The sequence below is a fragment of the Marivita sp. NO-S04 genome (assembly GCF_059070475.1).
This window is the reverse complement of the sequence record NZ_CM180980.1, coordinates 1,252,150-1,272,100: the sequence shown is the minus strand read 5'-3', so window position 1 is coordinate 1,272,100 and position 19,951 is coordinate 1,252,150. Positions and strand designations below refer to the sequence as shown.

Annotated in this window: 20 protein-coding genes; 12 read left to right on the top strand and 8 right to left on the bottom strand. The window is 58.8% G+C overall.

Going from position 1 to position 19,951, the window contains the following annotated elements; all coding sequences use genetic code 11:
• Positions 1–4 precede the first annotated feature (4 nt).
• The 8 genes from ACK3EW_RS06755 to ACK3EW_RS06720 form a co-directional block, all read right to left on the bottom strand.
• Entirely contained in the window at positions 5–898 is an 894-nt protein-coding gene (locus tag ACK3EW_RS06755) for an ATP-binding protein (protein WP_493808973.1), read from the bottom strand.
• The gene (locus ACK3EW_RS06750) at positions 895–1,233 is read right to left on the bottom strand and encodes a hypothetical protein (RefSeq protein ID WP_493808658.1); all 339 of its coding nucleotides are present in this window, start codon (positions 1,231–1,233) and stop codon (positions 895–897) included. The genes ACK3EW_RS06755 and ACK3EW_RS06750 overlap by 4 nt, the downstream gene beginning before the upstream one ends.
• Positions 1,230–1,718, bottom strand: coding sequence for a hypothetical protein (locus ACK3EW_RS06745; protein ID WP_493808972.1), 489 nt, complete (start codon positions 1,716–1,718; stop codon positions 1,230–1,232). Before ACK3EW_RS06745 ends, ACK3EW_RS06750 begins: the two co-directional genes overlap by 4 nt.
• Positions 1,719–1,744: 26 nt before the next feature.
• Complete coding sequence (locus ACK3EW_RS06740; RefSeq protein WP_493808971.1) at positions 1,745–2,086, bottom strand: hypothetical protein; 342 nt, start codon at positions 2,084–2,086, stop codon at positions 1,745–1,747.
• 15 nt (positions 2,087–2,101) lie between these two features.
• Positions 2,102–2,356, bottom strand: a complete 255-nt coding sequence (locus ACK3EW_RS06735) for a hypothetical protein (protein WP_493808655.1) — start codon at positions 2,354–2,356, stop codon at positions 2,102–2,104.
• An 85-nt stretch (positions 2,357–2,441) separates the two neighbouring features.
• A complete protein-coding gene (locus tag ACK3EW_RS06730) occupies positions 2,442–3,155 on the bottom strand; it encodes an RNA polymerase sigma factor (RefSeq protein ID WP_493808970.1) in 714 nt (237 codons plus the stop codon).
• Between the two features lie 99 nt (positions 3,156–3,254).
• Positions 3,255–3,500, bottom strand: coding sequence for a hypothetical protein (locus ACK3EW_RS06725; RefSeq protein ID WP_493808969.1), 246 nt, complete (start codon positions 3,498–3,500; stop codon positions 3,255–3,257).
• Between the two features lie 81 nt (positions 3,501–3,581).
• The gene (locus ACK3EW_RS06720; protein ID WP_493808968.1) at positions 3,582–5,828 is read right to left on the bottom strand and encodes a hypothetical protein; all 2,247 of its coding nucleotides are present in this window, start codon (positions 5,826–5,828) and stop codon (positions 3,582–3,584) included.
• 378 nt (positions 5,829–6,206) lie between these two features.
• Between ACK3EW_RS06720 and ACK3EW_RS06715 the strand changes: the two genes are divergently transcribed.
• The 12 genes from ACK3EW_RS06715 to ACK3EW_RS06660 all read left to right on the top strand — a co-directional run bounded on the left by ACK3EW_RS06715 (position 6,207) and on the right by ACK3EW_RS06660 (position 19,815).
• Positions 6,207–6,656, top strand: coding sequence for a DUF2924 domain-containing protein (locus tag ACK3EW_RS06715; RefSeq protein WP_493808967.1), 450 nt, complete (start codon positions 6,207–6,209; stop codon positions 6,654–6,656).
• Positions 6,653–7,963, top strand: coding sequence for a recombinase family protein (locus ACK3EW_RS06710; protein WP_300581069.1), 1,311 nt, complete (start codon positions 6,653–6,655; stop codon positions 7,961–7,963). The genes ACK3EW_RS06715 and ACK3EW_RS06710 overlap by 4 nt, the downstream gene beginning before the upstream one ends.
• A complete protein-coding gene (locus ACK3EW_RS06705) occupies positions 7,960–8,385 on the top strand; it encodes a hypothetical protein (protein ID WP_300581072.1) in 426 nt (141 codons plus the stop codon). The genes ACK3EW_RS06710 and ACK3EW_RS06705 overlap by 4 nt, the downstream gene beginning before the upstream one ends.
• Before the next feature lie 56 nt (positions 8,386–8,441).
• Positions 8,442–8,726 (top strand): hypothetical protein, encoded by a 285-nt coding sequence (locus ACK3EW_RS06700; protein WP_493808966.1) that lies wholly within the window; start codon positions 8,442–8,444, stop codon positions 8,724–8,726.
• Complete coding sequence (locus ACK3EW_RS06695) at positions 8,727–10,451, top strand: type I restriction-modification system subunit M/S (RefSeq protein ID WP_300581077.1); 1,725 nt, start codon at positions 8,727–8,729, stop codon at positions 10,449–10,451.
• 146 nt (positions 10,452–10,597) lie between these two features.
• On the top strand, positions 10,598–12,991 hold the full coding sequence (locus tag ACK3EW_RS06690) for a type I restriction-modification system subunit M (RefSeq protein ID WP_300581080.1): 2,394 nt from the start codon (positions 10,598–10,600) through the stop codon (positions 12,989–12,991).
• Complete coding sequence (locus ACK3EW_RS06685) at positions 12,988–13,905, top strand: restriction endonuclease subunit S domain-containing protein (RefSeq protein WP_493808965.1); 918 nt, start codon at positions 12,988–12,990, stop codon at positions 13,903–13,905. The genes ACK3EW_RS06690 and ACK3EW_RS06685 overlap by 4 nt, the downstream gene beginning before the upstream one ends.
• Positions 13,906–13,958: 53 nt before the next feature.
• Entirely contained in the window at positions 13,959–14,363 is a 405-nt protein-coding gene (gene tnpA, locus ACK3EW_RS06680; protein WP_301070753.1) for an IS66-like element accessory protein TnpA, read from the top strand.
• Positions 14,360–14,713 carry an IS66 family insertion sequence element accessory protein TnpB gene (gene tnpB / locus ACK3EW_RS06675; protein ID WP_301070749.1) on the top strand — a complete coding sequence of 118 codons (354 nt, stop codon included), beginning with the start codon at positions 14,360–14,362 and terminating at the stop codon, positions 14,711–14,713. The genes tnpA and tnpB overlap by 4 nt, the downstream gene beginning before the upstream one ends.
• A gap of 55 nt (positions 14,714–14,768) precedes the next feature.
• Positions 14,769–16,337 (top strand): IS66 family transposase, encoded by a 1,569-nt coding sequence (tnpC, locus tag ACK3EW_RS06670; RefSeq protein ID WP_301070747.1) that lies wholly within the window; start codon positions 14,769–14,771, stop codon positions 16,335–16,337.
• 45 nt (positions 16,338–16,382) lie between these two features.
• Positions 16,383–16,769: a restriction endonuclease subunit S gene (locus ACK3EW_RS06665; RefSeq protein ID WP_493808964.1), complete on the top strand. Its 387-nt coding sequence runs from the start codon at positions 16,383–16,385 to the stop codon at positions 16,767–16,769.
• A 10-nt stretch (positions 16,770–16,779) separates the two neighbouring features.
• Positions 16,780–19,815 (top strand): type I restriction endonuclease subunit R, encoded by a 3,036-nt coding sequence (locus tag ACK3EW_RS06660; protein ID WP_493808963.1) that lies wholly within the window; start codon positions 16,780–16,782, stop codon positions 19,813–19,815.
• Positions 19,816–19,951: the final 136 nt, after the last annotated feature.

Genomic DNA, 19,951 nt, shown 5'->3' with positions numbered 1-19,951 from the left:
CCTTTCAGTTGGTGGAAGCGTTGGAGGTGTCAGCCGTCGCTGGGGACGGCTTTGGGATTTGAGGCGGCTGGTAGGTCAGCCGGCGTTCGGCGGGCACGAGGGGGCCGCGGATCTTGTCCATCAACTGACCCAGATGCGGCGGCTCGATCAGATCAAGACGGCCGGAGCGATCCTTGGCGGGGTAGCCCCAAGGGTTCAGTGTCTGGCAGACAAAACCACGCTGAAGGATGTCACCCTCGCCTTTGATCTCGGCCATGGTGAGGACCTGATCGACGATCCCGGGCAGCTCCAACCCGGTCTTGCTGCCGTCGATCTGCGGCACGAAGACCTTGCGATTGAAATCGTCGAGCTTCTGATCGAGGATGCCCACGAACCAGATGTTCTTGCCGCGCGTGTGCTGCAGGTGGGTCAGCCAGGCAATCATCTCGCGCCCGTGCAGGCCATACGCGCCCCGCACATCCGCTTTGCCGGTCTTTTCCGAATGCGCCTCAGGCTGGCCTTTGCACCACTGAAAGCAGAGCCGTCCCGCCACGGTAATCGAGTCGATGAACACCGTGTCGTAAGTTTCGAGCGTAGCAGGATTGCCGAACTTCTGGCAAACAGCGGCATAATGGGCCGCGCTATACGCCTGATCGTCGCGCAGCGCCGGGTTCGGGCCGCCGATAAACACCGCGAAATCACGGCATTCGGTCCAGGTGCGCGGCCGGATCGCATCGATGGCCAGCCCTTCAATGGCCAGATCACCGGCTTCGAGATCGAAAAACAGCGTCGTGGAATTCCGCAATGTCCAGAGAAGGCTGGTTTTGCCGATGCCCGAGGGACCGAAGATGACGCCTTTGATACCGCGGGGCTCCGCCATGCGCTGATCGGCCGTGATGATGGGGAGTGCGCCGGTCATGACAGCACCTCGCCGATCTCATCCGCAGTTTTGGCGTTTCGGATCAGGCGTGCATCGTGGATTTGATCGTGGCGGAGACCAAGATCGGCTGCGGTAGTGGTGTTGCGCTTGTCAACACCACTATCCCATCCGCGCTTTGCCACCTCCCCCCACGCTTGCGCTGCATCATATTCGTCCGCGCGAAGTCGTTTGGCGATGTCATAGGCAAGGCCAGCGGCCTCGCGAGCTTCCAGAACATCCGCCGAGGTCTTGGCGCTGGCCAGCATGGACGCTGCACGGTCAATCAGGCCCGGTAGGTTCTCGCCAGCCACCGCAATTGGAACGAGCGCAGTCATTGTCCGCCCTCCTCGCGCTCCAGCGTCACCTTGAGCGCGCCCACCTTCACGGTGCGCGCGGGCTCGAAACCCTTGCGCCAGGCCTCGGGCAGCGCGGTGTACTTGCGCTCCGAGACCGTCAGCTTGGTGTCGATGAATTCGGCCGGGTCGACGCCGCTGTCGGAAATGCTCCGGGCAATCTGCGCCAGCTTGGCCTGGTCCCAGTCGATGCGCTTGGGCAGGTCGGCCACGACGGTGTAATCGCCATCAACGAGGCGGACGGTGCCAGTGTCCTTGCCGCAGGCACGACGGGCCTCGGCCGCGCAGGTGGCGTAGCGGACCTCAAGGGCTGTGTTGAACCGCGCGGTGGCAGCCTTCAGCTGCTTGCCGGCATGATCGAGTTCGCCTTGCAGGGCGGCCAGTAGTTCCACTGGCATCTGCGCCAACTCGCCCGTCGGCATCTTGAGCATGTCATCCACGCTCGGGGTGTTTTGAGGATAGGTCATTGGGTCTCCTTTCTGGGGGGTCTGGGTCAGGCAGCTTCCGCCAGCTGCGCGACAGCTCTTGCCGTGCGAGATGTCTTGGGTCGGGCGATGGCCAGATAGGCAAAGCGGTCTGGCTCCAGCCGTTGCTGGACGAGGTGAACGAGGCCCGCCGTTTCGCTCCAGAATGCACGGTCGCGCAGACATGCCAGCTCGGCGCGGGCATTCGGGTCCAAATCTGACGTGACCTTGTCGGCATCCACCGCGAGATAGCCGCGGTGATAGTCCAGACGGTCGCCCGGCTCTGCCTGCGCCACCCAGGCGCAAAACTGGATTTCCGAGATCGGCGCCCACTGGCGGATGGCGTTGGCTGCGGACTTGCGCTGCTTCATGGCAAGGCCCTCCCGTCACGCCGCCGTGAACGGGCGCGGTGCGCTCATCGTGCCGGTGCTGTCGGGAGCCTTACTCCAGAGCTGCGCGACGGCCTGAAAGTCAGGCCCGTCACCGCTGGAAAACACCGCCAGCAGCGGTGTGCCATCTTCGTGCGCGCCCGCAGCCTCGATCCGAAACGCCTCGTGCATCCGCAGGATCTGCGGCAATTCCCAATGACGATACAGACCCGGGATCCGGACCATATCGCTGTCTTGATCAATCTCATGCATTCCTTGTGTGCCTCCTGTGCGAGGCCCAGAACCGGGCCAAACAAAAAAACAAAAGCCAGTCGGGCGGTCCGGGTGGGACAGCCGGTCAGACATTTTCTGCAAAACATTTGCGAAGCCGGCGGAGTGCGCGCTGATGGCGCTTGCGTGCAGCGTCAGCGGAGAGCCCAAGCACCGCTCCGACCTCCGCCTGCGTGAAGCCATGAAGAGCGACAGCCCGAACAAGGCGGGCGTCCTCGCCGACAAGGCGCGGCATGTCGTGCCTCAACAAAAGGTTCGCGAAGACTTTCTCATCGGGCGCCTGTTGAGCGGCCAGGTCATTGCTGTCGGGATTGCCTTTGAAAATCCGTGCACGGCGCTTTGCCCTGATCATGTCGCGCTCGATGTTGCGCAGAACCGTCGCTGCAATCCTGTTGACGCGGTCGAGCGCGAGGCCCCGAAACGCCTCTGTCGCACGTGCCAAAACGTCGGCTGCAATATCCTCCGGCGCACCCAACCTCCGGCGAACCGAACGCTGACGCACAGCATCAAGCCCGGGCCAGAGCGCGAGCAGCAGCAGCGTCAACGCATGATCGGCGCACGGACCATCCGATTGCGCCGCGCGGATCAAAGCGCGGAGCAGCTGGTTCTTGCCCTCTGGGTCGCCCTGAACCTGATGCAGATGATCCAGCAGCGCCGACGGATCGGAAAAATCCGCAAGTTCCGGTTCGGTGACGCGCAACCGGCCGAACCGGTGGTGAAAGTCGAGAGTGGAGGAAACAGTCATGAGATGATCACGGATCTCGTGCCATGCGTAGGACATTGGACGCCTGCCTTGCGGCCAGGCGTCCAGCGCCTTCTTGTGGCCAGGTCAGGACGTCGCGCGTCTCTAGTGTTTCGGGGGATTGGATGAATGCGCGCGTCAGCGCGCGGCTGCGGTCGCTTGGTTCAGTGTCCCGCAGCCCCGACAGGTGGCCTGCACCGGGAAGCCCACGAAATACTCGTGGCCCCGTGCAAAACGCAGGTGCATGCGGCTGTCCCGGCAAACGCCGAGCAGCTTGTCACAGCGCGTGCAGCGCCATTCCGTATGGGAGGTGGTGAACTTGCTATTCGCGGCACCGGACCAGCTCGTCTGGGCGGCCTGGCGCAAGGGGAAGGGAGTCGGCATGGAAGTGCTCCTCTGATGAGTGAGCCTTTCCAATAATCAGCGATTCGTTAGACCGTCTCCCCGGCAGATGTTAGACCAACGTTAGACGGGGCCTTCTACCAGGGCGTCGCTGGCGTCATTCGGGTGCATGGCAAGGACAAGACGCCAGTAGCCATTCTTGGTACCTTTGCCGATATAAACGTCGCGGATGCTGTCCCACGTCGCCTTTCGAAACGATTGCTGCGGGCTCCGCGCTTCGAAGCCTTCCATCAAAGCCTGGACCTGCAAATCGGGACTGCCTTTGACGGCAGCAACGACGAGGCGTTCAAAGATGGTCAATTGATCATGGCCAGTGAGATGCAGTGGCTCTTTGCCCGGAATGAACAGGGTGCCAGACTGCACACCTGTCCGAACAACGCGCGGCGATACACCCCCGCGAGCAAGTGAAAGACCGTTCCTGTAGGCCAGTTCCACCCCGTCTCGGGAAAACAGGGCTTCATCGTCCGCAGATGCGAGATGGGAAAGGAGTGGCACCACCACGTTTGGGCCAAGATGGGACAGCATAGCCTCGCTGGCAGCCAGAATGATCCCAACGCCAGCCATGTTCCGGGCACGCAATGCCAGATCCAGTCTTTCGGCAGTCTTCAGGTCATTCAAGCGCCGCGCAAAATAGACCGGCACATCGGCACCATCGATTCGCATGGCACCAAGCAGGGTGAGGTCGGGGTCGAGAATTTGACCCGAGCGCTTGCTCAGCAAAGGTTTCAGCAATTGCAGCAGCGTCTCATGGAGCCACTGCGCATTGATTGCAAACATCTCGAAATCCGCGAGGGGGCTATTCCCCACATCCTCTCCAAATGGGCCGATCATGCGAACCAGACCACGCCCAGCGGATGGTTGGACAACGGCCTCGCCTTCGATATCGCCATCGTCGATCAAGATCACATCCTGCCGGTCACAGCGCTCAAGGAGCCCACCTGCGATCAGTTGATCGGGATCGAGACCCAGCTCCTGCAAATACGAGCCGCTCACCTTGTCCTCGATGCGATCGTGCAATTGAACCAATGCCGCAAACATACCGCGCAGGTCTGATGGATCGATCTGCTGAAAGGCGCTCAATATGCCCCAATGCTGCAACAGGGCGAATCCCAGGCTGCGCTGTTCAGGATCGCGGTGACTTTGCAGGTTGCAGCTTTTGGTACCGGAAATCGTGATGTTGAGCGTTCGTTCCGTTGCTTCACCGTCAAGGCTGTAAACCACTCCGATACCGATGCGGCTCAACTTTTCTGCCCGGCGAAATACATTCCGCGCTCCAAGATACCGGTCTGCCACCTCGGCAATGTCATCTTCCATGGCCACCTTGAGCGACAGCTTGCGTCGCCACTGGCCCAGCCGCACTTCGGCCTCGAGCACCCGGACCTTGGAAATCTGATATCCCGCAATTTTCGGCACATCGAGCGACAGAGACGACCGGAACCGTGAAAGATTATAGCGTTTCCATGTCAGTGGCTTTTGCGAAATATCGTGGGACAGCGCGACCTCGGCGAAGGCATCGCCGACCTTTTGGCGCACAACCGGGCTATCCGCGCAAACTTCGATCTGGCGCAAGGACGGTGTGTAGATCAGTGTAGCCTCATTAGGTGGGCGGTAGTAAATCGGCGCACGACGGCCATCGTTGCGATGATTGAACACGCTCGACAGAGGGCCCCCGTGACGGATGATCACCAGCACGGAAGCTGGATGGGTGATCGTCGCAGGTAGGTTGAACGCCCTGACCGTGCAGGCAACGTCCGGCCGCAGGTCAAGGCGGAGCTTCAAGTGCCCGGAGAACACGTCTTCATCAACGGCGGCAGCGTCAAACGGGGCGTCTGTCTCAAGGTCTACTTCGAACGCGTCGTAGAGCTTGCGATGCTCGCGGACCTGACGCACGGCATGAAAACTTTCGGCATCCTCGAACGTGCTGCGCTTGTTCAGAAATATCCACAGGCTCCGGCACATGGCATCGGGCTGCGCCTCGAATGTCACAATGCTCTCGTGATCGAGTTGCTGTTCGACAATGGTTCGCAGCGAGACCGGCCCCTTGCCGGTTGCAAGCCCGCAAACACGTCGTGCTCGCTGCTCCAGCGGGCTCAACTCATCGGACCCATAGCCGTTCAGGATTTCAACAAGCTGGCCGCGATAGTCCAGAACGGCATCCGCATCATCAAGGTCCGGCACCGACGCTGGCCAGTCAAAAACAGGCTCACCATCGTCCTCGCGCACACCAAGAAGCGCTCGCAGCAATTCGACACGCGCATCCTCGATCAGACGCATAGTATCAGGGCCAAAGGGAAAGGATCTACGTGCCATCGACGCTCCTCGGGCAAGATATGTGCAAGGGGGCAAGTGTTGCGATGATTGTCTTCACCTCCGCCCAGAGCAAGCATTTTGTTCACAAAATGTTCTAAATGCAGATCGCCTGTCCCATTCGCGTCCTCAGATTGGCTTTTGGTCAGTAATTGATCACGCAACGCCGGAGGCCGCTGCCATGAAACGCCCCAATCCCTTACCCGCCGACTTGATGTCGCTTACCGAGCGCAGGGCTGAACTTTGTGCCCTTCTGGCCCTCGGCCTGATCCGTCTACACCAGCGCGAAATGCCCCAACTCTCTGACCAATATGGAGAAAGTTCGCTACACAACTCAGCCAACCAGAGCGTTCATGCAACTCCGACTCACCGGAGACACGCATGACAAACCACGATCCCATCCCCGCGCGCCTCGCGGCGCTGAAATCCACCCCCACCAAGGACCTGAAAGACCAATGGCGCGAGCTGTTCGACAGCGAACCGCCCCCTTTTAACCGGCGTTACCTCGAAAGCCGTCTCGCGTATCGCATCCAGGAACTCGCCTATGGCGGGCTGAAGCCGGAGACGGTGCGACGGCTTGAACGGCTCGGTGAGGAACTCGACGGCGGTGACCGCAAGAAAAGCCGTATCCGTGCAGATTTCCACCCGATTGCAGGCACGCGGTTGATTCGTGAATGGCAGGGCGTTGAGCACGTCGTCACGGTGACCGTGGACGGGTTCGAATGGCAGGGGCGGCCTTACAAGTCGTTGTCCGCCATCGCACGCGCCATCACCGGCACACGCTGGAACGGCTGGGTGTTCTTCGGCTTGAAATCACGGAGGCAGACATGACCAAACCTATCACCAGGAAAATGCGCTGTGCCATTTACACGCGCAAAAGCAATGAGGCCGGGCTAGAGCAGGAATTCAACAGCCTGCATGCGCAGCGCGAAGCCTGCGAGGCTTACATTGCCAGCCAGAAATCAGAGGGTTGGGTTCTGGTCCGCGATCAATATGATGATGGCGGCATTTCCGGCGGCACGCTGGAGCGGCCCGGCCTGAAGCGCCTTATGCAAGATGTTGAGGACGGTTTGGTCGACGTGATCGTTGTCTACAAAATCGATCGGCTCAGCCGTTCGCTGGCGGACTTCGCCAAGCTGGTCGAGGTTTTTGATCAGCATGGCGTGACCTTCGTCTCCGTCACCCAGCAATTCAACACGACTACGTCCATGGGGCGGCTGACGCTGAACATCCTGCTGTCCTTCGCCCAGTTCGAGCGGGAGGTCACAGCCGAGCGCATCCGCGACAAGGTCGCCGCGAGCCGCAAGAAGGGGATGTGGATGGGCGGCGTGCCGCCTTATGGCTACCGCGTCGAGAATCGCAAACTGGTGATCGATGAGGACGCCGCCGACCATGTGCGCTGGATCTTCGCCCGATTCCTCGAGGTCGGCTCGGGAACGGAACTGGCGCGGGAGGTGACGAAGCGTGGCATCCGCACGCCGCGCGGCAACCGGATCGACAAGAAGTACCTCTACCGGATGCTGAACAACCGCGCGTACATCGGCGAGGCGGTGCACAAGGGCGACAGCTATCCCGGCGAGCACGACGCGATCATCGACCGCGAGACTTGGGCCCGTGTCCATGCAATCCTGCAGGAGAGCCCCCGCAAGCGCGCCGCGCGTACCCGCTCCGAGACGCCCGCGCTGCTGAAGGGTTTGCTCTTTGGTCCCGATGGCGCGGCGTTTTCTCCAACGCATACCCGCAAGGGTGGAAGGCTCTATCGCTACTATGTCAGCCAGACCGTGCTGAAACATGGTGCCGGGTCATGCCCCGTCGGTCGTGTGCCCGCTGGTGAAATCGAAGCCACGGTGATCGACCAATTGCGTACCGTGTTCCGCCAGCCAGAGATCGTGGCGGGGACATGGAAGGCCGCTCGCGCCCACGCCGACGACATCACCGAGGCCGACGCCCGCGCCGCCTTGCAGCAGTTCGATCCGCTGTGGGACGAACTCTTTCCCGCCGAGCAAGCACGCATCGTGGCGCTGCTGATCGAGCGCATTGATATTGGCTCTGACGGCCTGAATGTCAGACTGCGTGTTGACGGCCTCAGCGGCCTCGCGCGCGAGATGCAGTCTGGCAATATCGGAGAGGCCGCATGAATCGTGGGTCGCCCACTCCAGAGACTGTGACGCTCCACGTCCCGTTCCGCGTCGTGAAGCGCGGAGGGCGGAAGGAAATGCAGCTGCCCGAGGGCGCAGCGCAGGCGCGAAGAACTGATAACACGCTGGTCAAGGCACTCGCGCGTGCGTTCCGGTGGAAGCGGATGCTGGAATCAGGTGATTTTGCGACCATCGCCGAACTGGCAGAACACGAAGGGATTGCGCCGTCATACATGACCCGCGTCCTGCGGCTCACGCTGCTCGCTCCCTACATCGTCGAGACAGTTCTCGACGGGGCACAGGGGGCAGAGGTGACGCTAGGACGCCTCCTCGAGCCTTTTCCAATTAAATGGGAGGAGCAGCTGTTGGCTGCGCCACCGCAGGCGGAACACACCAGGTGGAAGGGTGAAAAATTAAAATAAGGAATTGAATTTGGATTCCGAGGTGATATCTATGTGTCCAAGACAAGGGGAATCACATGCAGATGACGACACACATGGGCACCCGGATGAACCAACGGGGCATCAACAAGGAACTAATCAACCTTGCGCTGGAGTATGGTGAGCCCAAAGGCGACAAGACCGTTCTCGGACGCAGGGAATGCCAGCACGCAATGCAGCAGTTGCGCCGCGAGCTGAAGGCTCTTGAACGAGCCATGAGCAAGGGTGGGATTACCGTGGTGTCTGACGGAGAGGTCCTGATTACCACCTACCGAACCGACAGTTTTTTGTCGCTAGCAGCAAAAAAAATAAGAGGCTTATAAATGATGAAAGAACTCTCGGCTGAAATCTGGAGAGCACTTGATGACTTGCGTGGAGCCCTGTCCGCTCCTCACTCCATCGAGGTTCTCCTTTACGATGCCGCCCACCACTTGGGGATGCCAGAGGATGCGGCCAATCGCACTCATCTGGAATGGGCCTCTCTGAAAGCTACAGACGCATATGCAGCCCTCACAGATGCTAGGATGCGACTTCTCTCGGCATCCCCAAACGAAAGACTTCACTCCATCGACGAAATGCTGGCGCGCTCCGCGCGCGCCGATCGTGGTGTCGTGTGGATCTCGCAGCTTCCAGCAAGACGTTTAGCCGAATTTGCCGGCAATGCTGCTAGGGTCAGGTGCGCTTTTGATGCCTCCCTCCATCCCGCGCTCCTTCTGAGCATGCAGGAGAGATTTGTCCGTTTTACAGCCCATGACCATACAACCTGCCAACTCGCCACGATGCTGGCGACAATTGTCGAAACTCAGTTGGATGTCGTTCCGGCCAATCCTTTCAGCCGAACGGACGATGGGCAGTTTGATGCCGAGATAATCATGTCCCCCTTTGGTCTAAAGATCCCCTCTGGCGCAGATACCCCAAAGTCGACTCTGTCAATTCTCGGTGAGAGCGAACGCTCCAGGCGCCTCAGCAGTGATCCGGTGGCGATTGCCGATGGACTGCAATCGCCTAGCAAACGCATTGTGATCTCGGTGGTCGAAGGGATGATGTTCCGCGGTGTCGGCGTTGAGCCGATCGCTCGGGAAGCCTTGGTTGAATCCGGGCGCCTTGAAGCAATTCTCTCCGTCCCGGGCGGCATGATTTTCCCTCATACCGGAGTCGCCACCAACCTTATCGTCCTTGGCCCGCATGGGCGAAAGCGACACGGCGTCCGCTTCGTAAACCTCTCGGACAGTCGCTTTGCCGGAAAGACCGTGCGCGGGCGGCCTGAAGTCAGGCCTGAAAGCTCCTGGCTGGATGCAATGCATTTGGAACTTTCCGATGATGATCGTTTCGCGGCGGACGTAACCATCCCAGAAATACGGGAGAAAGACTACAACTTGAGCTTGGAGCGATACTTACTACCGCCTGCGGTCATGGCCGTGGAGGCCTTCCTCGCCGAGAAGCAAGTCCGTCCACTGGAAGACGTTGTGGAGATGATCCGACCGCTATCTATGGGAAATGAAGACGACGGGGAGTTCATGATCCGCGAAGCCGTACCGGCAGATATCGGGAACGATGACCTTTTGACAGAGCCGAAAAAAGAGACCCTGATAGAGCGAGCACAACTCCGAAAAGCCCGAAATCAGCGCCTGATGCCCGGAGACCTCCTCCTCTCGATTAAGGGCACCATCGGCGCAGTAGCATTGGTTCCCGATGATGCTGCCGTCGACGGCGATAGTGGATTCTGGACTGCCGGGCAGTCATTTATGGTCTTGCGCCCGCGAAAGGGAGGATGTTCCAGCATTGCGCTCTTTGAATACCTTTCCAACAATGCAGTACGAGAAACTCTGCGTTCTCTCGCCGGTGGCGCTGGGATTCCAACAGTCTCGATCAAGGATCTAAGGCAGTTCAAAGTCCCAATTCTCACACCCGTCGAGGAAGCTGAGATTGAAGCGAACTTCTGGGACCGCCAAAATCAGCTTGCGCAAGTTCGAGCACGTGTTGCGGAGATTGAGAAAAGCCGGAAGTCCTCTTGGCCTCACGACGAACTTCATGAAGTTGGTGCGTGAAACATCATGGCATCAAACAGAACCGACATATCGCCTGCGATCACTGGTTACAGGAAAAACAACACCAAACCTTCGCAGAGGAGCTCCATGGCTCCGGGCGACAGCGAAAAATTCAAAATTTCAATAACAAGGCTGCTCGAAACACTATGAACCAGACCTCCCACAATTCCCTTGTCTCTTTCATTTGGCGCATCGCAGACGACTGCCTTCGCGACGTTTACGTCCGCGGCAAGTACCGTGATGTCATCCTGCCGATGGTGGTTTTGCGCCGCCTCGATACGCTGCTCGAACCGACCAAGGAGGCAGTCCTCGAGGAAGTTCGATACCAGAAAGACGAGGTCGGCGCGCTCGAGCTTGATGACGAGCCCCTCAAAGACGCTTCCGGCTATGTGTTTTTCAATACCAGCCAGTGGACACTGAAGAAATTGCACGGGACCGCGACGAACAACCAGCAGATCCTGCTGGCCAATATCGAGGACTACCTCGATGGCTTCAGTGACAACGTCAAGGAAATCGTCACCCGCTTCAAACTGCTCGAACAGATGCGCCACATGGCGGACAAGCAGGTCCTGCTCGACGTCATCGAGAAGTTCGTATCGCCGTACATCAACCTGACGCCGCATGATGTTGAAGACCCCGAGGGCAACACGCTGCCGGGCCTGTCAAACCTGGGCATGGGCTATGTATTCGAGGAACTGATCCGCAAGTTCAACGAAGAGAACAACGAGGAAGCCGGGGAGCACTTTACCCCGCGCGAGGTGATCCACCTCATGACCCACCTCATGTTTGACCCGATCAAGGACCAGCTGCCCCCGGTCATGACGATCTACGATCCCGCCTGCGGGTCGGGAGGCATGCTTACTGAGGCGCAGAACTACATCAAGGAACCCGGCGGCCCGATCCAGGCGCGCGGCGACGTCTATCTCTACGGCAAGGAGATCAACGACGAGACCTACGCGATCTGCAAATCGGACATGATGATCAAGGGCGACAATCCCGAGAACATCCGTGTCGGCTCCACCCTTTCGACCGATGAATTCTCGGCCAATCGCTTCGATTTTATGTTGTCCAACCCTCCCTATGGCAAAAGCTGGAACAGCGAGGTCAAATACATCAAGGACGGCAAGGACGTCATCGATCCCCGCTTTCAGGTCGAACTGACAGACTACTGGGGCAAATCCGACACCATGGATGCGACCCCGCGCTCCTCGGACGGCCAGCTTCTGTTCCTCATGGAGATGGTGAACAAGATGAAGCCTGCAGCGGCCAGCCCGCTCGGCTCTCGCATCGCCTCGGTCCACAACGGGTCCAGCCTGTTCACGGGCGACGCGGGCAGCGGCGAGTCCAACATCCGCCGCTTCATCATCGAGAACGACATGCTGGACACCATCATCCAGCTGCCCAACAACCTCTTCTACAACACCGGCATCACCACCTATATCTGGCTTCTGTCCAACGCCAAGCCCGAAGCGCGGCGCGGCAAGGTCCAACTGATCGACGCGAACCTGCTGTTCCGCAAACTGCGCAAGAACCTGGGCGACAAGAACTGTGAATTCGCGCCGGAGCATATCGAAGCGATCACCGACGCCTACCTGAAATTCGCCCCCATCGAGCGTGAGATGGACGCCAACAATGATCCCACCGGCATCGCCGTGCAGATCTTCGACAATGAGGATTTCGGCTACCACAAGGTCACCATCGAACGGCCCGACCGTCGCCGCGCGGCTTTCAGCACCGAGCGCATCGCCCCCCTGCGCTTTGACAAATCCCTGCGCGAGCCGATGGAATGGCTCTGGGCCGAGCATGGGGACAAGGTTTATGACCCTGGGTTCCTAAAAGCGCAGGTCAAAGCCATCACCGCATGGTGCGAGGAACAGGGGATCACCCTCAACGCCAAGGCGCGGGGCAAACTGATCGATACAAAATACTGGATCAAGCTGCGCGATCTGCTCCACACCGCGACCGTGCTCATAGGCGACATCGGCACCGAAGAGACGGGCGATTTCAACGCCTTCCGCGAGGCCGTGACCAAGGCGATCAAGGCGCGCAAGATCAAGCTGACCGCGACCGAGAAGAACACGATCCTGAACGCCGTCAGCTGGTATGACGAGACCGCGCAAAAGGTCATCGCCAAGCGACACAAGCTGTCGCGAGACGAGTTAGAAGACCTGACCACCCATCTGGGCTGCGCCGCCGGTGATCTGGCGGATTTCGGATGGTACGCACAGGAGGACGGCAGCTACCTGACCTATGAGACCGCGACCGACCTGCGCGACAGTGAAAGCGTACCGCTTAAGGACAGTATCCACCGCTATTTCCGGGCCGAGGTGAAACCGCATGTGGAGGAAGCCTGGATCAACCTCGACTCTGTGAAAATCGGCTACGAGATCAGCTTCAACAAGTATTTCTACCGCCACAAACCGCTGCGCAGCCTTGAGGCGGTGACCCATGACATCCTGAAACTGGAGGAGAAGGCCGACGGGCTGATCGCCGATATACTGGGAGTTGAGGTCGCGACCAAATTGGAGACAGCGGAATGAATATCGCGACGTATCCCAAGTATGACAGCTACAAGGGTGACATTGCGCCTTGGCTGGGCGATGTTCCCACAGATTGGCCCTTTGAGAAGGCAAAGTGGTTCCTGTCTCATCGCAAGCAACTGAACATCGAGGGCAGGATTGACAATGTCCTTTCCCTGACCTTGCGCGGAGTGGTGAACAACGATCCGAACAATCCAGAAGGCTTGGTGCCCAAGGATTACCGCACCTATCAGATATTTGAAGCCGACGACCTTGTCTTCAAGCTGATCGACCTTGAAAATATTCGCACAAGCCGGGTTGGTCTTGTTCATGAGCAAGGCATCATGAGTTCTGCGTACATCCGGATTGTGCCGTCCTGTGAATGGAATGCACGCTTCCTGCACTACTACTATTTTCACTTGTATGAAGCAGAGGTCTTCAACAAGATCGGGTCCGGCGTGCGATCGACACTCGGCCAAAGCGACCTGCTTGAACTGCCCATACCGGTTATTGCCCGAGACACCCAAGACAAGATCGTTCGCTTGCTCGACGAAAAATGTGCGAAGATTGATGAGGCGGTGCGGATCAAGGAGGCGCAGATCAAGCTGCTCGCGGAGCGCAGGCAGATCCTGATCCAAGAGGCCGTCACCCGCGGCCTCAAACCCGCCGCCCCCATGAAAGACAGCGGCATCGACTGGATCGGCCAAATCCCCGCCCATTGGGATGTGAAGCGTTTCAAGTATTTGTTCGAACAAAGTCGCCTACCAGTCCGACCTGACGATGAAGTGGTGACGTCTTTCCGCGATGGACAAGTTACTCTCCGTTCCAATCGTCGGCTGGATGGTTACACCGAAGCAATTATCGAAGGTGGCTACCAGGGCATTAGGGTCGGGCAGCTTGTCCGTAAGCGCTGTGTGGCGCCCACCTTCTCTTGATCCTTGTGATTTGAGACTCACGCCCTGTTGGATAACAGGAGGTGAGTTTCGCCATGGAGACTACGAACGAGTTTCTCACGCGTTTGGGCGTTGAGGTCTCACGGACCGGGAGCCGACGGTGGCCAGATCGTGTGAAAGCGCGGATCGTGGCAGAAACGCTGGTGCCTGGAGCAACGGTGAATGACGTTGCGCGCAAGTATAACCTTCGCCCGAACCACCTGTCGGGATGGCGGCGGCTGGCCAAGGATGGTGAACTTGTTTTGCCCGCGCCAGAGGCTGACACGGACTTCGCCCCGTTGGTGATGTTCGATGTCGAAAGTTCGCCATCGGCGGAAGATACGGGTTCGGCGAGTAGGGCAATCGAGATCGTAGCTGGATCGGTTTCTGTCCGGCTGGACGGTGCCACGCCTGCAGCCCGGATTGGGGACATCGTGCGTGCGCTTGGGGGTGGCGCATGATCTTCCCTTCGAACCGTGTGCGCATTTTGGTGGCAACGCAGCCGGTTGACTTCAGAAAAGGACACGACGGGCTGACAGCCATGGTGCAGACCGTGCTCCGCAAAGATCCGTTCACCGGGACAGTGTTCCTGTTTCGGGCCAAGCGCTTGGACCGGCTGAAGCTTCTCTATTGGGACGGCAGCGGTCTGGTCATGGCCTACAAACGGCTCGAGGACACGACCTTCACCTGGCCCACGATCAAGGACGGAATGATGGCGCTGAACCACGCACAGTTCGAGGCGCTTTTTTCCGGGCTGGACTGGCGCAAGGTCAAGGCGCTGGAGACCCGCCCACCAGCTGCGGCGGAGTGACTCGGGGCGACGAATGCAGGGATCATGGCTTTGATCCCAGTGTATAATACTGATCATGAGCGCCGCTGCCAAAGACCTCGATCTGTCCGTCCTGCCACCGGAATACCGCGTAGCTTTTGAGGCCTTGAAGGCAAAAGCTGCGCGGGCCGCGGAGCTGGAGGACATCGTCAAACGTCTTGAGCATCTGGTGGCCGAGCTGAACCAGGTGGTCCACGGCAAGAAGTCCGAGAAGCTCAGCGAAGATGATCGCCAGCTGACCTTCGAGGATCTTGAAGCTGCCGTCGCCGAGGCCCGTGAACAAAAGAAGGTGCAGACGCCCGGAGACGACAAGCCCAAGCGAAAGCGAGTGGCCAGGCGCAACCGCGGCAACCTGCCCGCCGGTTTGCCACGCATCGAGCAGGTAGTCGAACCCGACAGCCTGATGTGCCCCTGTGGTTGCGGGCAGATGCACAGGATCGGCGAGGACCGCAACGAGCGGCTCGACATCGTCCCGGCACAGTGCCGTGTGATCGTGACGGTCCGCCCAAAATATGCCTGCCGCACCTGCACCGATGGGGTCACACAAGCACCGACGCCCGCATGGCTGATCGAGGGCGGGCTCCCAACCGAAGGCGCCATCGCGCATGTTCTGGTCAGCAAATATGCGGACCATGCCCCGCTCTACCGACAATCACAGATCCTCGCCCGCTCTGGCATCGACATTCACCGCTCGACGCTGGCTGATTGGGTCGGTGTGGCAGCTTTCCACCTTGGACCCATCGTGGACCGGCTGGCCGAGCACCTGAAGACATCCACGAAGCTGTTCATGGACGAAACCACGGCGCCGGTCCTCGATCCGGGCCGCGGGCGGACAAAAACAGGCTACCTCTGGGCTCTGGCGCGCGATGATCGGTCATGGGGCGGCGATGATCCCCCCGGGGTCGTCTTTTTCTATGCTCCCGATCGCCGCGGGGAGAATGCCGAGAAATTCCTGACCGGCTTCAACGGCACGCTGCAACTCGATGGCTACCAGGGCTACAACCGGCTGACGCGCCCTGACCGCAAGGGCGGTGATCCGATCGTTGTCGCCCATTGCTGGGCGCATGCGCGTCGCAAGCTCAAGGAAATCTTCGATCGCGATGGTTCCGAGATCGCCGCCGAGGGCCTGCGCCAGATCGCAGGAATCTATGCCGTCGAGAAAGACATCCGCGACACGTCCCCGGGCCAGCGCCTGTCAGCGCGCCAGGCACGATCCGCGCCACTGGTCGAAGCCTTCGGCATCTGGCTACAAGCGCAGCGCCTGCGCATCTCGGCCAAATCGCGCCTCGGAGAGAAGCTTGCCTACATCCACCGACACTGGGATGGTTTGCAGACCTTCCTGACGGACGGACGCGTCGAGATCGACTCCAACAAGGTCGAAAATCTGGTCAGGCCGATTGCTTTGAACAGGAAAAACGCATTGTTCGCCGGTCATGACGAGGGGGGCAAGGCATGGGGCCGCATCGCATCCCTGATCGAGACCGCCAAGATCAACGCCATCGAGCCTTTCGCCTATCTCAAGGCTACGCTCGAAGCCATTGCGGCCGGACATCCGCAACACCGCATCGACGAGTTGCTTCCTTGGAACTTCCAGCCGTCAAGCTGAAACCCAAGTGCCCTTCAGACACCGCTTACGCTTGTCCTGAACTCAATGGACGCCTTCGAAGGCGCAATCGGTGTTTCGGAGTCCGATGGGAAATGCACTCCTGAGTACGTGATCTGCGATCCAGTCTTGGATGGCCTCAGCCAAAATTACTTTGCGTACCTTCTGCGTGAAATGGCATTGGCGCGCTACATTCAGGTTATTTGCAATGCAGTGCGTCAACGCGCGGTCCGCATCCGCTTTAATAACCTTGCGCACCGTTTCATGGTTGTTCCGCCGACCGAAGAGCAAGAGCAAATCGTTGAGTTTGTTGAGAGAACGAAAGATCGAATTGGAAGCGCAGTTTCAATCAAGCAAGATCAGATCACCGCGCTCAAGGAATACAAAACAAGCCTGATCAACGCGGCGGTCACAGGCAAGATTAAGGTCATTTGAGGGGGCGGTCATGAATTACACAGTCAGCAATACCAAGGAAATCGCGCTGGAACAGGCCATTGAACGGCACCTGACCGGCACGACGACAGAAGACCTCAAGGGCGGCGGCGCGGAGACCGGCCCCTATCGGATCGGCCACCGCACCGATTTCGACGCGATCCTCGCGCTCGATACCAAGCTGTTCTGGGAATTCCTCGAGGCCACCCAAGGCAAAGCGCTCGAAAAACTGAAAACCCGCAATCCCGCCGATTGGCAGGCCAAGATCACCGGCCAGCTCGACAAGCTGATCAAGCGCAAGGGCGTGCTGCATGTGCTGAAAAAGGGCCTGCCCGTCGATGACACGCATTTCACGCTGATGTATCCCGCGCCGCTGGCAAGCTCCGCGCAAAAGGTCCACGACAACTTTGCCGCCAATATCTGGAGCGTCACGCGGCAGGTGCACCAGAGCCTCGCGAACCCCGCTGAATCCGTCGATATGGTGCTGTTCCTGAACGGTCTGCCGATTGTGACGCTGGAGTTGAAAGTCACCTCAACCTCCGCCCCGCAGACCGCACGCTATCACGGGCAAAAGCAGTACCGCGAACGCGACGCCTCGCAGCCGCTGATGCAGTTCGGCCGCGCGCTGGTCAATATGACCGCCGATACCGACGAGGTCTGGATGGCAACCAAGCTTTCAGACGCGTCAACGTGGTTTCTGCCGTTCAACAAGGGCCACAACGAGGGCGCGGGCAATCCGCCGAACCCGGGCGGCCACAAGACCGCCTATCTCTGGGAAGAGGTGTTGCAACCCGCCAGCCTGGCCGGGATCATCCAGCATTTCGTATTGCTGGAGGGTGGCAAGACGGATCCGCTTGCGAAGAAGACCCTGATCTTTCCGCGGTACCAGCAGCTCGATGTCGTTCGGAAGGTGCTGGATCACACCGCCAACCATGGTGTTGGGCAGAGCTACCTGATCCAGCACTCGGCCGGATCGGGTAAGTCGAACAGCATCACATGGGCCGCCTATCAGCTGATCGAGAGCTATCCCACGAGTGCGGACCTGCCCGGCGCGCGGGCGCTGGACGCCCCTCTGTTTGACAGCGTGATCGTGGTGACGGACCGCCGCCTGCTGGACAAGCAGTTGCGCGATAACATCAGCGACTTCTCGGAAGTTAAGAACATCGTCGCACCGGCGATGCGATCCGCTGATCTGAAAGCGGCGCTGGAGAATGGCAAGAAGATCATCATCACGACAATCCAGAAGTTCCCCTTCATCATCGACGGCATCGCGGACATGAGCGACAAGCGCTTTGCCGTGATCATCGACGAAGCTCACAGCGGCCAGAGCGGCCTTGCGCACGACAAGATGAACCAGGCCATGGGCGGCAACGCGGACCCGGATGAGGACGACCCACAGGACAAGATCCTAGCGGCGATGCAGGCGCGGAAGATGCGCGGCAATGCCTCATACTTCGCGTTCACTGCAACGCCGAAGAACACGACGCTGGAAAAGTTTGGGACCAAGCAGCCGGACGGCAGCTTCAAGCCATTCCATCTTTACAGCATGAAGCAAGCAATCGAAGAGGGCTTCATCCTCGACGTTCTGGCCAATTACACGACCTACAAGGGCTACTACGAGATCCAGAAGTCTATCGAAGACAACCCGCTTTTCGACACGGCAAAGGCGCAAAAGAAGCTGCGGGCTTACGTGGAGAGCAGCCAGCAGACGATCAATACCAAGGCCGAGATTATGGTCGAGGATTTCATGGACAACGTCGTGAATGCCAAGAAGCTACGCGGCAAGGCGAAGGGCATGATCGTCACTCAAAACATCGAGATGGCGATCCGCTACTACAAGGCCGTGCAGGCGGAGCTGGCAAAGCGTGGCAACCCGTTCAAAGCCCTGATCGCGTTCTCTGGCGAGAAAGAGGTCGACGGGATCAAGTACACCGAGGCCGAAATGAACGGCTTCCCTGAAGACAAAACGCGGAAGGAATTTGACAAGGACGAATTCCGTCTTTTGGTCGTGGCGAACAAATATCTGACCGGCTTCGACCAGCCTAAGCTCTGCGCCATGTATGTGGACAAGAAGCTGCAATCAGTTCTGGCTGTTCAGGCATTGTCTCGCCTCAACCGGTCGGCGCCAAAATTGGGTAAGCGCACTGAAGATTTGTTCGTGCTCGATTTTTTCAACTCTACCGACGACATCAAGGCCGCCTTCGATCCATTCTTCACCGTCACAACGCTATCAGAGGCAACCGACGTAAACGTTTTGCACGAATTGAAGGCTACGCTCGACGAGGCAGGCGTCTACGAGTGGTCCGAAGTTGAGGAGTTCTGTACTCGCTTTTTTGATCGGGAAGATGCCCAGAAGCTCAGCCCCCTGATCGACGCCGCGGCAGAGCGGTTCAACGCTGAGTTGGATCTCGAGGACAAGGACAAGATCGACTACAAGATCAAAGCCAAGCAGTTCGTGAAGGTCTATGGCCAGATGGCATCCATCATGCCATTTGAGGTGCTGGCTTGGGAGAAGCTGTTCTGGTTCCTTAAGTTCCTCATCCCGAAACTGAAGATTCAGGATCCGAACCAAGATGCACTCGACGAACTGCTCGAAGCCGTCGACCTTTCCTCGTACGGCCTCGAGCGAACAAAATTGAACCACACAATCGGGCTGGACGCGTCCGAGTCAGAACTCGAGCCACAAAACCCCAATCCGCGAGGGTATCGTGAAGGCGAGGTCCAGGAAGACCCGCTTGAGGAGATCATTCGAAGCTTCAATGAACGCTGGTTTCAAGGTTGGAGCGCGACACCGGAAGAGCAACGCGTGAAGTTTCTCAACATCGTCGACAGCGTGCAGGCGCATCCAGATTACGACGAGAAGTTTAGCGACAACCCGGATCCATTCTCGCGCGATCTAGCATTCGAGAAAATCATGAAAGATGTCATGTTGCGGCGACGCAAGGAAGAGCTCGAGCTGTATAAACTCCACTCCCAAGACCCGTCCTTTAAAGCCTCTTTGTACCAGAGCATCAAGGAAATGCTGCGAAACAGCACTCAGCGCGGCTAGTCAGCAGGTCGACAAGCATTCAGGGAATAGGATTGAGCCGGTTCGACTTCAGTCCCTTTTGGGCGAACGCCACTGGCGGCGAAGTGCACAACGGAGAGTACGCAAAGTATTCGCGTTTTCAGTCGCTTACATAAAC

What these genes read in the sequence shown, in the direction of transcription:
- ACK3EW_RS06755 (WP_493808973.1), bottom strand. Translation starts at nt 898, where the DNA reads ATGACCGGCGCACTCCCCATCATCACGGCCGATCAGCGCATGGCGGAG.
- ACK3EW_RS06750 (WP_493808658.1), bottom strand. Translation starts at nt 1,233, where the DNA reads ATGACTGCGCTCGTTCCAATTGCGGTGGCTGGCGAGAACCTACCGGGC.
- ACK3EW_RS06745 (WP_493808972.1), bottom strand. Translation starts at nt 1,718, where the DNA reads ATGACCTATCCTCAAAACACCCCGAGCGTGGATGACATGCTCAAGATG.
- ACK3EW_RS06740 (WP_493808971.1), bottom strand. Translation starts at nt 2,086, where the DNA reads ATGAAGCAGCGCAAGTCCGCAGCCAACGCCATCCGCCAGTGGGCGCCG.
- ACK3EW_RS06735 (WP_493808655.1), bottom strand. Translation starts at nt 2,356, where the DNA reads ATGCATGAGATTGATCAAGACAGCGATATGGTCCGGATCCCGGGTCTG.
- ACK3EW_RS06730 (WP_493808970.1), bottom strand. Translation starts at nt 3,155, where the DNA reads ATGTCCTACGCATGGCACGAGATCCGTGATCATCTCATGACTGTTTCC.
- ACK3EW_RS06725 (WP_493808969.1), bottom strand. Translation starts at nt 3,500, where the DNA reads ATGCCGACTCCCTTCCCCTTGCGCCAGGCCGCCCAGACGAGCTGGTCC.
- ACK3EW_RS06720 (WP_493808968.1), bottom strand. Translation starts at nt 5,828, where the DNA reads ATGGCACGTAGATCCTTTCCCTTTGGCCCTGATACTATGCGTCTGATC.
- ACK3EW_RS06715 (WP_493808967.1), top strand. Translation starts at nt 6,207, where the DNA reads ATGACAAACCACGATCCCATCCCCGCGCGCCTCGCGGCGCTGAAATCC.
- ACK3EW_RS06710 (WP_300581069.1), top strand. Translation starts at nt 6,653, where the DNA reads ATGACCAAACCTATCACCAGGAAAATGCGCTGTGCCATTTACACGCGC.
- ACK3EW_RS06705 (WP_300581072.1), top strand. Translation starts at nt 7,960, where the DNA reads ATGAATCGTGGGTCGCCCACTCCAGAGACTGTGACGCTCCACGTCCCG.
- ACK3EW_RS06700 (WP_493808966.1), top strand. Translation starts at nt 8,442, where the DNA reads ATGCAGATGACGACACACATGGGCACCCGGATGAACCAACGGGGCATC.
- ACK3EW_RS06695 (WP_300581077.1), top strand. Translation starts at nt 8,727, where the DNA reads ATGATGAAAGAACTCTCGGCTGAAATCTGGAGAGCACTTGATGACTTG.
- ACK3EW_RS06690 (WP_300581080.1), top strand. Translation starts at nt 10,598, where the DNA reads ATGAACCAGACCTCCCACAATTCCCTTGTCTCTTTCATTTGGCGCATC.
- ACK3EW_RS06685 (WP_493808965.1), top strand. Translation starts at nt 12,988, where the DNA reads ATGAATATCGCGACGTATCCCAAGTATGACAGCTACAAGGGTGACATT.
- tnpA (WP_301070753.1), top strand. Translation starts at nt 13,959, where the DNA reads ATGGAGACTACGAACGAGTTTCTCACGCGTTTGGGCGTTGAGGTCTCA.
- tnpB (WP_301070749.1), top strand. Translation starts at nt 14,360, where the DNA reads ATGATCTTCCCTTCGAACCGTGTGCGCATTTTGGTGGCAACGCAGCCG.
- tnpC (WP_301070747.1), top strand. Translation starts at nt 14,769, where the DNA reads ATGAGCGCCGCTGCCAAAGACCTCGATCTGTCCGTCCTGCCACCGGAA.
- ACK3EW_RS06665 (WP_493808964.1), top strand. Translation starts at nt 16,383, where the DNA reads ATGGACGCCTTCGAAGGCGCAATCGGTGTTTCGGAGTCCGATGGGAAA.
- ACK3EW_RS06660 (WP_493808963.1), top strand. Translation starts at nt 16,780, where the DNA reads ATGAATTACACAGTCAGCAATACCAAGGAAATCGCGCTGGAACAGGCC.